This is a genomic window from Streptomyces sp. PA03-1a, assembly GCF_033792805.1.
Lineage (GTDB): Bacteria > Actinomycetota > Actinomycetes > Streptomycetales > Streptomycetaceae > Actinacidiphila.
Genome location: NZ_JARAVO010000097.1, coordinates 18,178 through 32,462, shown reverse-complemented (window position 1 = coordinate 32,462; position 14,285 = coordinate 18,178). Strand labels below are relative to the sequence as shown.

Genomic DNA, 14,285 nt, shown 5'->3' with positions numbered 1-14,285 from the left:
GTAGAGGGGCGGTGGGTACGGGGTCGTCGGGGAGCGGGGCAGGGATGACTCGGGGTGGCGAAGGATCGGAGCATGTGGGCCACATGCGGCGCCAGGCGTAAGGGCAGCGTCGCCGCCAGCGTTGATGACGCCGGCATTGGCCATGAGCAGGATAAGCATGTCCCGGTCGCCGACGTCCTCGCGCAGGTACCCGGTCGCCCTTGGCGTGGAAGATCGCGGCTGGGAACGACGCACAGATTCACGCGACGAGCGAGTGCCTGAAGCAGATCGGCGAGGTGTTCGTCCAAGTGGTGGGTTCCCTGGCGCGAGCACCCGCCACTGCTGTTCTGCTCCACCACAATGAGCGGCTTGCCAGCCATGGCGGCATTTGCGATGAGGCACTTTCCTGCTGAGCGTCCGATCGCCAGAGGGCCTCGCGTTCGTGAAGCACATGGCCTTGTTGGCGGACCGGACCGGTCATGGTGGCGGGAGCGGTGTCCCGGCCTCGACGCCCAGCGGGACTTCGTCCGCCGGGCAGAGGTGGGTGCCCATGTTGCGCTCCATCATGCGCAGCGCCGCGTCGGCCAGGTCGCGATGGATGTGGGCGACGGCGTCACTCGCGACGGTCGTCGGCAGGTGCCGGACGTGCGCGTCGAGTGCCGAATACAGCACGCACTGCTCGGTGACCTGCCCGCACAGCACGAGATGGCCGACGTTCCGCCGGTCCAGGAGGTACTCCAGCGGGGTCTGGAAGAAGATCGAATGCCGGGCTTTGACGACGAACAGCGAGTCGGCGTCGGGCTTGACCGGTTCGACCAGGTCGGCGTGAGGGCCAGCGAGTGCCATGTCGAGGATTTCGTCGTGATGGGAGCGCCAGCGTCCGTAATTGTCGTTGACGTAAATGACGTCCACACCGACGGCGCGAGCGCGTGAGATCAGCCTCCGTACGCCCGGAAGCGCCTCTCGCACAGATGGCAGCAACAGTTCGGCGTCCTCGTGCTCATACGTATTGATCATGTCGATCACGACGAGCGCGGTCGTTTCCTTGTCGTGCATTCGTTGCGGACCTCGATGGTTGCCGTGTCAGGCGATCACTCCCCGGCGGCGTGCTGGGCTTGTACGCGGGGGAGGTGCAGAAAACTCCGGACAGGGTCGTTCTTCCAGGATGCGGCCATCAAGACTGCGTCGCAGCACGGAGGGGTGGAATGCCGAGTGATCGTGTATCCCGCCTTCGGAATGCGGCGGGCGCCGGGTCCGGCTGGATGAGCGCATCCTCGATCTGGCTCATGGGCCGAGGGACATTCTCGTCTTGCTGCGGCGGGCTGCGGGGCGGCGGACCTGATCTTTGGTGACAGGCGGCGCGCCGCGCCGCCCGGTTCGCATCGACCGCCGTTCCACCGTTCGGGCCTGCCCGGTGGACGCCAACCCGCTGCGGTCGCTTCCGCTGGGTCAAGCGTCGCGTCGCTGGTCGTTGCTGTCCTGGCGCAGCTGGTCGGCGTGCCGAATGAGAGCGTCCACGCGCGCAGCTATCTCCGGATGCCCCGGCTGCAGATGGATGCGGGCGGCCGCAAGGGGGGTCATCAATCGGGCCGCATCGTTGTGGGCGAGGGCCCTGTCGATGGCGGCGATGGCGGAGCGGGCCGCGGGGGGAAGGTCGGAGAGCCCGGTGATGAGAGCGGCCAGGCGGCGCAGGTCTGCGGCGTTGTCTCGTGCCCAGGCTGTGACGGTGCGGTCGGCGGCACGGCGGTCGCGGGTGGCCTTCACCCGCTCCTCCCCGGTACTGCCTGCCGCTCCCGGCTGCAGCCGCAGGTAGCGGCGTTCGGCAGCCTGGCGACTGGCGACCCCGAGAGGGCCTGCCAGCTCGGCCCAGCTGGTGCCGGCGGCGCGGGCGGTCTCAATCAGGCCCCTCTCCCAGCCGGCGAGCTGCTCGCGCACCTCTCGCAGCAGCGTGAGCGAGGCCAGCGCCTGTTCTGTGTCGTCACCTGAGATGGCTGCCGGCGTCGTATCCGCGGCGCGGGCCGTACGCAGAGCGTCGTCGATGGCTGCCAGAGCAATTGCGGCGGCCAGGAGTGGCACGGCTCCATCCTCGCCGGCAGCCGTCGACGCAGCGGGCTCGGTGGCATCCATGAGGCAGTGTCTCCTTCGTGTCATCGCCTCGACGACTTGACGTTTGTCATCGCTTGGACGACATGGTACAAGTGAAAGCAGGTGAAGCGCATTGGCAGCCACTGCCCGAACGCTTGGAGGTGTTTCACGATGTTGATGCGCACCGATCCGTTCCGTGAGCTGGACCGTCTGACCCAGCAGCTCCTGGGGACGTCCGGCACATGGACGAGGCCCTCGACGATGCCGATGGACGCCTACCGCGAAGGCGACCACTACGTGATCGCCCTCGACCTTCCCGGCGTATCGCCGGAAGCGATCGACATCGACGTCGAACGCAACATGCTCACGGTCAAAGCCGAACGCCGTCCCGTCGCCAAGGCCGACGACGTGCAGATGGAACTGTCCGAACGGCCCCTCGGCGTCTTCTCCCGGCAGCTCATGCTCGCCGACACCCTGGACGCCGACCACATCGAGGCCGAATACGACGCCGGCGTTCTGACCCTGCGCATCCCGATCGCGGAGCGGGCCAAGCCCCGCAAGATCGCCATCACGTCCACCGGCGACCGCAAGCAGATCAGCGGCTGAGCCCTGAGCCGGGCACCACCCGGCACACGCAGGCGGCGGAGGACGGCTAACCGTTTCCCTCCCTCCTCGGTTCCGTCCTCCGCGTAACTCAAGGGGATTACCGTGGCCATGCGACCGGATGCGTTCCTCGCACGCGTGCAGGAACGCGGCGAATACTCCACACCACAGGAGGCGGACCAGGCCGCACGCGTCGTGCTGGCCCTCCTGGGCGCACACGTGGTCGGCGAGGAGCGTGCGGAACTCGCCGCCCGACTGCCGGAGACCTACGCACTCATCCTGCTCAATCCGCTGCAGGCCGCCGAGCCGCTGGACGCCGAGCGGTTCGTGCGGGCCACCGCCGCCTGGATCGAAGGCGCCACCGAACAGACCGCACGCTGGGACGTCGGCGCCGTCCTCAGCGTGGCCGCCGAGGAGGCCGGACAGGACCTCCTGCGCCGGCTCTTGCTTCAGCTGCCCCCGGGCTACGACCTGCTGTTCGGTCACCTCGAGCCGGCCTGACCCTCACGACCGTGGGGCGGGACACGCTGCCCCCGCCCCACACCACAACAAGAAGATGAAAGGCACACCGATGTCCCCGCAGCCCCCAGCGGACCTCCGTACACCGGCGATGACGTTCGACGCGATGGTCGAGCACGTACGCTACGAGGGTGCCTACCCAACCCGCGAACGGGCCGAGCAGGCCGTCCGTGATGTGCTGGCCGGACTCGGTCGGCAGCTGATCGGCGAAGAACGCGTCGCCCTGGCCGCCCGGCTTCCGGTCGAGGCCGCGCTCGAGCTCACCGCCCAGCTCCCCCGCACCGAACCGCTCACCGGCTTCGACTTCGTCAGCGACCTGGCCACCCGCACCGGCGGCACGCCCGCCACCGCACGCTGGGACGCCGGGACCGTTTTCGCGATTCTCAGTCGCCTGACCGGGAACGACCTCATCAACCGCGTTCTCGCACAACTGCCAACCGGGTACGCCTTGCTTTTCGGCCGGGCCGAACTGGCGCCGACCGCATAGCGGTGGCCGCGGTCGGCTCTCGCCCAGCAATTCACCCCTTCGGAACCCACTCGGACTGAGCTCGTTGCGCACGGGTGAAAGAGCGCCAGGAGCCGCTTACGGACAAGGGGCATCGCAAAGCAACGGACACAGTACCTACGCCGAGTCGAGCATTCCGCGCTGAAGGCCTACGAAACAGCTTGCGGGAGCGAGCCGAGCAAGAACTCGGCCAGCGTCTCAGTACGTCGGTACTGCTTCCAGCACAGGTGGACATGTCAGGGAGCGGCGGGCCGCTACCGCCCAGCGCGGCAGCCGGCTCGCGCCCCGTCCACAGTAACCACCAGGGGAGGACGCGCCGCCGCGAGCCCTCCCTTGCCCGGCGATCATCCCGAGGAACACCCGCGAGAACGGTTGGCCCGCGAAGCGCGCCCAGGAAAGCTCCCAACCAGGCGCTGCTGACCACTCGACTGCGGTGCAGATGCATGCATCCACCTCAAAGGTGACGGGTAGCTGCCATCGAACAGCGGACGCGTGATCGCACCTCACCGCGGGGGCCCTGCTCGGACGTCCGGCTACACGGTACGGGCTGACCCTGTGGTTCGTAGCCTTGCGATGACGGGCTTCCGTACGCCAGTGCCCCACCCGGCACCGACAACACGGCCGGCCGTCACGGCGCCGGGGGTTCGGTGATCAGCGCCAAGAGGCCGGCGATCTCGTGATCGGACTCGGCCGGATGGCGGAACATGGCGCCAGGGACAATCTCGTAGCGGTTGCGCCGGCCCTCGCGCGACCGGACCAGGTATCCGCCCTCTTCGAGGTCGGAGACCACGCCCTGCACCGTCCGCTCCGTAAGGCCGCAGGCGGAAGCCACGTCACGGAGCCTGATGCCGGGGTCGCGGGCGATCATGATCAGGACCCGCGCGTGACTGGTGAGGAAGGTCCACCTCGGCTGGTCCTGGTCCTGTGCGCGTCCGTCCATGCGCCCCATCATGCGCTCCCCGTTTCCTGATTATCAACCCACGAAAAATATTTCATGATTTGTTTGACGTACGTTGCCGGTCCGAGCATCATCACAGGTGGCAGGAAGTCCCCTGGTGGAGCAGCGGGAGCCCACGATGTCGCGGCCGGACCACACCCACGAAGACGACGGCACCGCCCCCGACCCCTGGGCGCTGCCCACCTATCTGCCTCCCGGAGGCACGCGGAGCTTCGCCGACCGGGCCACGCTGAGCCTCGCAGCGCGCGGAACGGACGGTGCGGTGGCGGTGATCACCGGGGAAGTGGACGCCGGTTGCGCAGCGGACCTGGAACGCTGCCTCATCGCGGCCATGCGCGCCCACCCCGAAGGCCTCAAGCTGGACTTGTCCGGGGTCACCTTCTTCGACTGCTCGGGCCTCAACGCGCTGCTGGAGGCCAGGACCTTCGACGGCCGCGGCGGCGGCATCCTGACGATCAAGGTCATGAGCCCGCCCGTCGCCCGCGTCCTCGACTTGACCGAGACCCGGGCACTGCTCACCCGCGGCCGCTGACACCGGTGCGCACGGGTGCGTAGCGGACGCCGGCGGAAGCTGGTGTCCAGGGGCGCCGGTTGCCAAGCTCGAAGGTAACCAGCCCGTCGGTTGGAGACCCCATGTCACCTGCCGATCACTGATCGTGTCCGACGACGTTGACCGTGAGGAAAGGACGTGTCGTGAGCTCCACCTGCACTTACGTGCAGCGATTCGTCCTGACGGTGTCGATACCGAACGGCTGACGTCTGATCGCACCTCACCGCGGAGGCCCCTGCATGGACGTCCGGCCAAACGGTACGGACTGACCCTCCGGTCGCAGTCTTGCGACCTGTTGAGGACGGGCCTCCGCACGCCGGGGCTGGGGTCCCCGGACAGTGAGCACCCCCCCCTTGGGTACCACGCAGCAGCGGTTCATGCGCCGTGGCGTCACCAAGATCTACTTCCTGGCGGACATACCGCGGCGACGAACGTGCCGACCCGCCAGGAGATCACCACCGGTCGACCTGTCCGGCGCGATCACCGACGTCGCCGACTGGTCGCTCGGCAACTCCCCGATCGACACCCCCGACCTGGGCTCGACGCTGACCACGTCGATCCCCGGCGAGGACAAGGCCGGCGACACCATCGAGACCCTGCTCAAGAAGGGCGAGGAGGGCTTCGTCGTCATCCTGCGCAAGGGTGACGTCATGGCGTCGAGAGCGCGTAAGAGATGGTCCCGGCGGCCCCCTTCGGGAATGACAACGGCGACGGAGTCATCACGTACCCGCCGGGCGCCGTCTGATACTCCGGCCTGGCGGAAGTGGTCTCCCCCGGGGTGCTGCAGCAGCATCTCGCCAACAGCGAGTTCCACCGCGTGCCGTCCCTGAACCTGTGGACCGCCGACGCCGGAGACGGCCGCGCCCAGCTCAACATGAGACCGGACGAGCCCGGCGGGACCACATCCCACTCCCGCGGCCGGTTCGAGGGCCACAGGTCGCGATGAGGCCCTTGCCAAGCGCAGACGGCAACGGCGCGGACGCCCTGCACAACAGGGCTCAGGCGTTGCCAGGTTGTGAACAGGGTCGACGGGATGACCGCTCGGCCCCTCGCACGCGGCGGCCGGGCGACCGGACCGGCCGCCCGATGGTGAGGTGCACCCGCCGCGGTGGAGCGGTGGCCGAGAAGTCGTGAATACGACACGCGGCGCCAAGTCGCCAACTCCATCCATTGACCTGGTTGTCGAGGGCGCGCGATCTTTCTTCGGGCAGCGCGTCATGTGCCCGACAACGTTATCGGACCACTGCCGGAGTCGCCCCGTGCTCGTTCCCCGTCCTTCGCGCCCCCTCTCCCGGTACTTGAGGGGTGCCCCCGCCCGGCCAACGGGATCCCCGTGGCAACGTGCCGTCGGCGGGGCCGCGGCCCTGCTGCTGGCCGCCCTGGCGGTCCAACTGCCCCAGCAGAGCCCGGCCGTCGCCGATGACGCCGGGCCGGCGGCGGAGTCGCTGTGCGGCGCCCCGCAGCCCGGGCACTTCGGTTGCTTCGCGGTGCGCCGAGCGGACACCGACAGCGGTCGCACCGCACGGTCCGCCACTCCCGAGGGATTCAGCCCGGCCGACCTGCGCTCGGCGTACGACCTGCCCGCGGACGGCGGCGCCGGGGCGACCATCGCGGTCGTGGCGGCCTACGACAACCCGATGGCCGAGCAGGACCTCGCCGCCTACCGGACCCAGTACGGGCTGCCGCCGTGCACGGCGGACAACGGCTGCTTCCGCAAGGTCGACCAGCGCGGCGGCACCGACTACCCGCAGCCCAACGACGGCTGGGCCGGCGAGATATCCCTGGACCTGGACATGGTCTCGGCCGTCGCGCCGAAGGCGCACATCCTCCTCGTCGAGGCCGACAGCTCCGCCACGGACGACCTGGGCACCGCCGTCAACACCGCAGTGGCGCTGGGCGCCCGCTACGTCTCCAACTCCTACGGCGCCTACTACGACGGCCCCGACCTCGCCGCCCTGGACGCGGCGTACTTCGACCACCCCGGCACCGCCGTGGTGTTCGCCTCCGGCGACTACGGCCACGGGCTGAGCTACCCGGCCTCCTCCCCCTACGTGACGTCCGTCGGCGGCACCTCGCTCAGCAGGAGCGACACCGGTGCGCGCGGCTGGACGGAGACGGTGTGGAGCGGCACCGGCTCGGGGTGCTCCGGCTACCAGCCCAAGCCGGCGTTCCAGACCGGCACCGGCTGCGACAAGCGGTCGGTGACGGACGTCAGCGCGGTCGCCGACCCCGACACCGGCGTGGCGGTCTACAACACCTACTCCGGCGGCGGATGGGGCGTCTACGGCGGCACCAGCGCCTCCGCCCCGATCATCGCCGGTCTGTACGCGCTGGCCGGGACGCCCGTCGAGGGTACCTACCCGGCCGGGTACCCGTACCGCGCGCTCGGTGCGCTCAACGACGTGACCACCGGCAGCAACGGCCACTGCTCCGACGACGCACCCTGCGACCCGGACACCACGTCCCCATGCGAGCCTGCGAACAGCTGCACCGCCGGCCCCGGCTACGACGGACCCACGGGACTGGGCACGCCGAACGGCGTCGGCGCCTTCCGCCCCGGCCCGCACGGCACCGTGACCGGCAAGGTCACCGACAAGGCCACCGGCAAGGCGCTGTCCGGCGCGACGGTGCGGCTGGGCGCGCATGCGGCGGTCACCGGCGCGGACGGAAGGTGGTCGCTGGCGGCGCCCACCGGCTCGTACACGCTGACGGTCAACGCCTTCGGCTACTCCGTGAAGGACCTGGGCAAGGTCACCCTCGCCGACGGCACGGAGCTGACCAGGAACGCCGCGCTCGCGGCCGTGCCGACCACCACGGTCTCCGGGACGGTCCGGGACGGCGGCGGACACGGCTGGGGCCTCTACGCCCGGCTGACCGTCGACGGCGTGCCCGGCACCGTCCACACCGACCCCAGGACGGGCCGCTACTCCGTCCGCCTCGAGCGCGGCAAGACGTACACGCTGCGCGCCACCGGCCTCTACCCCGGCTACCGCCCGGCCGAGACGAAGGTCGTGCTCGGATCGTCCCCGAAGACGGCCGACCTGACGCTCCCGCTGGTCGGCTCCGGCACCCTCCCGCCCGGCTACGCCGTCGACTACCACGGCGGCGGTTTCCAGTCCTTCGACACCGCCGCGAAGCCTGCCGGGTGGAGCATCGTCAACCACACCGCCGCCGGCGGCTGGGGCTTCGACGACCCGCTGACCCGCGGCAACCAGACCGGTGGTGACGGCGGCTTCGCCCAGGTCGACGACTACGCCCTCGGCTGGGGCGAGGTCGACACCGAACTGATCAGCCCTGACTACGACCTCTCGGCGCAGACCCGGCCGGCGCTGGAGTTCGACACCGCGCTGCCCAGTCTGTGGCGCTTCAACGACCCCACGGCCGACATCGACGTGAGCACCGACGGCGGGGACCACTGGGACAACCTCTGGCACCACACGGACGTCGTGGAGGGCCCCTCCCACCAGGTCGTTCCGCTCACCGCCTACGCCGGCAAGTCCTCGGTGCGGCTGCGCTTCCACTTCGCCGGCTCCCTGACCGGCATCTGGCAGCTGGACAACGTCGCCGTCGGCACCCGCTCGCTGGTCACCGTGCCCGGTGGGCTGCTGACGGGCCGGGTGACGGACGCCAACACCGGTGCCGGAGTGGTCGGCGCGACCGTCTCCGCCGCGAAGGCCCCCGAGGCCAGCGGCCACAGCATCGCCACGCCGGACGACCCGGCCGTGGGCGACGGGCTGTACTGGGCCTTCTCCTCCCGTACCGGCCGCCAGGAGTTCACCGCCGCCCTGCCCGCCTTCGGCTATCCGGCCGGGACGTCGGCGGCGACGGTCAAGGCCGACACGGTCACCGCCGCGGACCTCGCGCTGCGCCCGTCCCGGCTGAAGGCCACCCCCGGTGCGGTGGGCGTCACCGTTCCCTGGGGCGGGAAGAAGACCGTCACGGTGAAGGTGCGCAACACCGGCGGCGCCCCGGCCTCTCTCGCCGTCGGCGAGCAGGCCGTCGCGGGAACCCCGGCACGCGTGTCCGGCGCCCCCAGGGAGCGGAGGGCCGCCAGACCCGATCCGCTCGACGTCGCGGCCACCGCCACGACGGACACCACGGCGGCGGGCCGGACCGCCGGGGCGACCGCCGGGCAGGCGTGGCAGCCGCTCGCGGACCTCCCGCAGCCCATGACCGGGGGGATCGCGGCCGCGTACGACGGCGTCCTCTACACCGGTCTCGGCCAGACCCCCGACGGTCAGTGGACTACCGCCCTGCGCTCCTACGACCCGGCCACGGCGACCTGGAAGGACCTCGCCCCGGCCGTCACCAAGCGCAGCGGCGCGGCCTACGGGTTCGTCCGGGGCAAGCTGTACGTCGTCGGCGGCAAGAACCGCGCGGGCACGCCGATCGCCGGGGGCGAGGTCTACGACCCGGCGAGCGACACATGGTCGCGGATCGCCGACGCGCCCAAGGCGTACGGCAATTCGGCCGCGGCGGCGGCCGGCGACCGGCTCTACGTGATCGGCGGCTGCACCGGCATCTCCTGCGGCACACGCGACGTCCAGGTCTACGACCCGGCCGGCGACACGTGGTCCACGGGACCGGCCTACCCTGTGCCGACCTCCTGGCAGAGCTGCGGAACCGTCGACGGGACGCTGTACTGCGCGGGCGGTGTCCACCAGGGCGACGGGCAGCCTGCCCACGCCACGGCCGTGGGCTACGCCCTGGACCCGGCCGCGGGCCGCTGGACGCCGATCGCCGACCCCCCGGTGGACTTCTGGGGTGCCGCGACGGCGAGCGGCGCGGGCCGGCTCATGGCCGCCGGCGGTGTGCTGGTCGGGGCCGCCGCGGTGACCAACGAGGCCTACGCCTACGATCCGGCCGCGGACACGTGGAGCGCGCTGCCGAACCTGCCGCAGCCGCTGTACGCGGCGGCCGGAGCGCCCGGCTGGTCGGTCCTCGGCGGCCAGAGCGCCGACAGGGTGATGCAGACCTCCGCCCTCGAACTGCCCGGTTACGACGCACCCCACGGGGACGTGACGTGGCTGGCGGCGAAGGCGGGCTCCTCATCCGTCGGCGCGGGCAGGACGGCGGAGCTCACCGTCACCGTCGACGCCCGGGACATGGGTCCGGCCGACGCGGGCGTGCACCAGGCGCGGCTGGTCATCGACAGCGACGGGCCGTACGCCTCCGTCACCGTGCCGGTCACCATGACCGTGGTGGCGCCGCCGGGGTGGACGCACCTGACCGGCACCGTCAGCGGCGCCGAGCGACATGGCGGCAGCACCCCGCTGGCCGGAGCCACGGTCCGCGTCGGGACCGGGGCGGGCGCGCACACGCTCAGCACCGCGGTCGACGGCTCGTACCAGCTGTGGCTCCCGGACGCCGGACCGACCGTTTCCCTCACCGTGAGTGCCGATGGCTACCGGACGGCCGAACGCACGGTGCGACCGCGCGGTCGTGACGCCGTCACCACCGACGTGGTTCTGACCAGGCGTTACTGACCTTTCCGTTGGGTTGTCGTGGATGACGTCGGGCGGCCCCTGCGCATATCCGTGGCCATGGGATATGCGCAGGGTGGGGTCTCACACCGTAGGGTCAAGCGGCTCAGGAGCGAGTGCGAATGCTCGCCACCGTGACGATGCAGCGGTGGCCGGCTCGGTGAAGGGCCCCGGCCCCGGGCAAAGCCACCGCGGTGGCGCTCGGGGCCACTTCGTGAGATCCGTCCGCTGCGGCCTGCACAGCATCCAGCGAAGACTCCGCCTCATCCACGGATGCCTCGCGGGAACCGGGCTCTCACTCGACCCGACAACCCGACGAAAGGTCAGTAGGACCTCCCAAGCGGGGTACGGGACTGCACGGTCTCGCGATCAAGTAGGAACACCCGATGAGCGACGTGACTGCCTCCGTCGAGGGGGATGATGAGCCGGCGGAGCGGATCAGACCCGTTCACCGGATAGGGACGCCGTGGGTGAGGCAAGCAGAAGCGGTGTCGCTGGATGCCTTGGCGAATTCAGCCGCGTCGCCGCGCATCCCCGCGTCCATCAGAGACCGCAGCCCCTGCGCGAGATCCGGGTCGCCGCTGTCGCTCGCCAGCCGCAAGGCAAGCAGGAGGTTCGCGTTGACCTCTGCGGCCTGGCCATCCGCGGCAGAGGCAAGCACTTCCGCGTACAGCGTGCACGCCTTCCGGGCGGATTCCTCCCCTGAGCCGATGGGCGAGGCGATACCTGCGGGGGATTCCCGCGCGGACTCGGCAGGGATCTCGCCGACGGTTCCGTACACCACCAGGCACAGACCGGCGCCGAGCAGCGCCGGCACCGCCGGGTTGCGCGTCCTCGGGTTCCCGGTCGGGCTTGGGGTGGACATGGGTTTTCCTCGCGTCAGAAGCAACGCCGCGGGGACTGTGAGCGCGGTGGCAAGAACGGTCAGGACAAGAATCCTTGCGGTGGTGTCGAGGACCCATGTGCCATCGACTCCGGCCGTGCAGCCCTCACCGGCCGCAAGCCCGTCAGCGCATCGGAAACCGCTGTTCACCGTGAACAGCGCGGCGGCGCTGAACAGGGCTGCCGCGTATCCGGCGAACACCGCGGCAGGAACGGCTCGATTCGGTGGGGAAGCCCCGAGGCGGGAGTTGATCAGTACGACATGCGCCACGAGCACTGCGAGAGCCACCGCGCCGACCACGGACCAGTGCCCGAAGGCGAGCGTGAACCCCTCCGAGAAGCGGGTGTCGTCGGACACACGAGCACGGATGAGCAAGCGGGCCGCGGTCGAACCCGCCGCGTATACGAGGAACGCTGTGGGAGGGCCGAGCCGTACCGTCCGATCGGCGAGCACGGACGCGCCGACTCCCGGGGCACTGAGCGGGAGTACCCACACCACGACGGATGCGGCGAGCGCCGGCCTCCACTGCGAGAACTGCGTCACCACAGGATGCTCGAACATCGCGTAGGCCCAGTAGGGGCCGGCTGAGGCAGCGCCTGCGGCCTGCCGGAATTCCTCCACCGCCAGACGGTCCGCCTCCTGCCAGACAGCGGTTCCGAAATCTGCGAACAGCGGCCAGTAGGCGAGCACGGTGGACAGCAGGAGCGCCAGGGCAACCGCCCCTGCTCGCCAGGATCGCCACGTGGCCGCGCTCGACCGCCAAAGGCGTGCGCACTGCTCGATCCATCCGATGGCCAAGGTGGTCAGCACTGCCAGGCTCACCCCCAGCACGGCCCACACCGCGAGAGAAGCCGTTCCACTCGGACCGATGACGTCCGCAAAGATGGTGGCCGGGGCCATCCGGTATCCAGCCAGCAGACCCGCTGCCAGTCCCAGCCCGCTGCCGACCGTACGGCCCGCAATGCCGGCGCCGGGGGCATCGTGTCCCGGCTCGCCCGCTGCCCGCCAGGCCCCTGCTGCGATCACACCGCCCACCAGCAGGGCGGGCAGCAGCGCTGCGATCCACCGGAGTCCCAGCGGTGAGCCGCCGGGGAAGGCCAGGATGAGCCACTGGTGGATCCCCTCCACGGCCAGGCTCGCGGTGACACCGGCCGCAAGGCTCTCCCAGAAGCCGATCCGGGTTCTGCGATCGGGGTCCGCGAGGTTGTCGAGTCGGGCCCGGGGCGAGGGATGAGGTGCGGCAAACCTTCTCCAGGCGACGTGCCTTTTCGCAGGATCCTGTGTCAAGGGGGCGGTGAGTGCCCTTTCCATGGCTGAGGGATCCTTGAGTCCGCCCCTGGCGGCGAGATCAGCCTGGTACTCGCGTATGTGCAGCAGAGCGGTGCGCAGGAGATGGACCATCGCAGTCAGCGCCAGCAGCCGCCACAGCCATGCCGGGCCGGTGATGCGATCCGTGGTGAGCAAAGAGAGGGGAACGGGAATGACCGCCGTTACGATGAACGCCCACCAGACCGATTTCGCCAGATAGTGAGTGTGCGCGTCGCGATGCCGTACATGGGCGAGTTCGTGGAGGACCACGGCGCGGAACCGTTGTGGGTCGCGGTGCAGGAGCGCCTGGAGGCCGATGTTCAACCGTATCCGGTAGCGTCCCATCCTCCCGAACGTGACCGCGCCAGTGCTGGGTCGTGGGGAACTGAGGAACTCCGGAGCCTTCCGGAGTCCGGCGAGCTCGACCAGACACGACAGTTCCGTCCGCAATGGATCCGGCTGCGGGCCGTGATCCGGTAGCGGGCCGGCGACATCACGCCACTGCCGCCATCGTGGAAACAGCGCATACAGGGCTGCCGCCAGGAGGAGCAGCGCGAGTAACGCGGTGACGATCCACCAGGCCACGGCTCGCTCGTACGGCGCCATGCACACTGTCTCCTGCGTGCTGAACCTGCCCGGTGCCGCATTTTCGGACGCCCTGAGGGCGCAGGTCTGCCACCTTCTCAGGTATGCGTTGTCTCGCGACATCACGCTGTAGAAGGTGAGATTGTGCATGACTGTCGTGCAGGCCAGCACTGCGGCGAGCAGCAGCGCCAGTCGTGCGGTCGTAGGGGAAGGGATGTCTGGATGGCCGTCGGCTCTCGTCATTCGCATGACCTGTTTTCGGGTGCCGCGGTGATGGTCAGTGCCCCGAGGAGTGAATCCGCGAAGAGTGTGGAGACGTTGTCGTCCCAGCCCATGCGCCCGGACACTGCGAGTGCGGTCTGCCGGACCCGGATGAGCTGGTCGGCCGTCAGTGAGGCCAGCGGGTCCCGCCCGTTCCGGTCCGCGGTGGATTCGGTCTCAAGCCGTTCGGGGCCTTGGGTCGTACCCCGCAGCCGGTTCCATATGCGCCGCCCCCAGGCACACAGGAAATTCTGCGCCGGAGGCAGGACCGCATCGGCCACCGCAGCGAGGACCAGTGGTGTCACGACCTCGACCAGTTCCGCCAAACCGAAGCCGACGGCCTCCGTGGCAGTGTCCGGACGACTCAGCCGCAACGTTCGCGATCGGTCCGTGAAGAACGCCTGTCCGTAAGCGTTCAGCTGTGGGAGCTCCTGCGGAGCCAGCACTCCAATGGCGCGTTCCGAAATGGCGAGTATGTGTTCACGCTGAATCTCCGGAATACGTGATCTCCCCATCACCGTCCCTCCGTTCCCCTCGTTGGCGGCACGCGCCGTCCTCCACGCGGA

The 14,285-nt window shown here is 70.0% G+C and carries 12 protein-coding genes; 7 read left to right on the top strand and 5 right to left on the bottom strand.

Annotated elements, in window-relative coordinates:
- The first annotated feature begins 200 nt into the window (after positions 1 to 200).
- Complete coding sequence (locus PV341_RS22280; protein WP_500358830.1) at positions 201 to 392, top strand: hypothetical protein; 192 nt, start codon at positions 201 to 203, stop codon at positions 390 to 392.
- Between the two features lie 64 nt (positions 393 to 456).
- Here the strand turns inward: PV341_RS22280 and PV341_RS22275 are convergent, their stop codons facing one another.
- Together PV341_RS22275 and PV341_RS22270 are read right to left on the bottom strand one after the other, a co-directional pair.
- Entirely contained in the window at positions 457 to 1,035 is a 579-nt protein-coding gene (locus PV341_RS22275) for a cysteine hydrolase family protein (RefSeq protein WP_500358829.1), read from the bottom strand.
- A 393-nt stretch (positions 1,036 to 1,428) separates the two neighbouring features.
- The gene (locus PV341_RS22270) at positions 1,429 to 2,106 is read right to left on the bottom strand and encodes an HSP18 transcriptional regulator (RefSeq protein ID WP_500358828.1); all 678 of its coding nucleotides are present in this window, start codon (positions 2,104 to 2,106) and stop codon (positions 1,429 to 1,431) included.
- A gap of 129 nt (positions 2,107 to 2,235) precedes the next feature.
- Here PV341_RS22270 and PV341_RS22265 point away from each other — a divergent pair, with 129 nt between their 5' ends.
- The 3 genes from PV341_RS22265 to PV341_RS22255 all read left to right on the top strand — a co-directional run bounded on the left by PV341_RS22265 (position 2,236) and on the right by PV341_RS22255 (position 3,673).
- Positions 2,236 to 2,670, top strand: coding sequence for an Hsp20/alpha crystallin family protein (locus PV341_RS22265; protein WP_499516341.1), 435 nt, complete (start codon positions 2,236 to 2,238; stop codon positions 2,668 to 2,670).
- 108 nt (positions 2,671 to 2,778) lie between these two features.
- A complete protein-coding gene (locus PV341_RS22260) occupies positions 2,779 to 3,168 on the top strand; it encodes a DUF2267 domain-containing protein (protein ID WP_500329282.1) in 390 nt (129 codons plus the stop codon).
- A gap of 109 nt (positions 3,169 to 3,277) precedes the next feature.
- A complete protein-coding gene (locus tag PV341_RS22255) occupies positions 3,278 to 3,673 on the top strand; it encodes a DUF2267 domain-containing protein (protein WP_500329281.1) in 396 nt (131 codons plus the stop codon).
- A gap of 646 nt (positions 3,674 to 4,319) precedes the next feature.
- On the opposite strand, the gene PV341_RS22250 is transcribed toward PV341_RS22255, so the two are convergent.
- Complete coding sequence (locus PV341_RS22250; protein WP_499516336.1) at positions 4,320 to 4,631, bottom strand: helix-turn-helix transcriptional regulator; 312 nt, start codon at positions 4,629 to 4,631, stop codon at positions 4,320 to 4,322.
- A 97-nt stretch (positions 4,632 to 4,728) separates the two neighbouring features.
- Here PV341_RS22250 and PV341_RS22245 point away from each other — a divergent pair, with 97 nt between their 5' ends.
- The 3 genes from PV341_RS22245 (at position 4,729) to PV341_RS22235 (ending at position 10,685) form a co-directional block, all read left to right on the top strand.
- Positions 4,729 to 5,181 (top strand): STAS domain-containing protein, encoded by a 453-nt coding sequence (locus PV341_RS22245; RefSeq protein ID WP_500358827.1) that lies wholly within the window; start codon positions 4,729 to 4,731, stop codon positions 5,179 to 5,181.
- Between the two features lie 371 nt (positions 5,182 to 5,552).
- A complete protein-coding gene (locus PV341_RS22240; protein ID WP_500358825.1) occupies positions 5,553 to 6,029 on the top strand; it encodes a phage tail tube protein in 477 nt (158 codons plus the stop codon).
- A 468-nt stretch (positions 6,030 to 6,497) separates the two neighbouring features.
- Positions 6,498 to 10,685, top strand: coding sequence for a carboxypeptidase regulatory-like domain-containing protein (locus PV341_RS22235; protein WP_500358824.1), 4,188 nt, complete (start codon positions 6,498 to 6,500; stop codon positions 10,683 to 10,685).
- Between the two features lie 445 nt (positions 10,686 to 11,130).
- On the opposite strand, the gene PV341_RS22230 is transcribed toward PV341_RS22235, so the two are convergent.
- Both PV341_RS22230 and PV341_RS22225 read right to left on the bottom strand, forming a co-directional pair.
- Entirely contained in the window at positions 11,131 to 13,701 is a 2,571-nt protein-coding gene (locus tag PV341_RS22230; RefSeq protein ID WP_500329277.1) for a M48 family metalloprotease, read from the bottom strand.
- Positions 13,698 to 14,234, bottom strand: coding sequence for a hypothetical protein (locus PV341_RS22225; RefSeq protein WP_500329276.1), 537 nt, complete (start codon positions 14,232 to 14,234; stop codon positions 13,698 to 13,700). The genes PV341_RS22230 and PV341_RS22225 overlap by 4 nt, the downstream gene beginning before the upstream one ends.
- Positions 14,235 to 14,285: the final 51 nt, after the last annotated feature.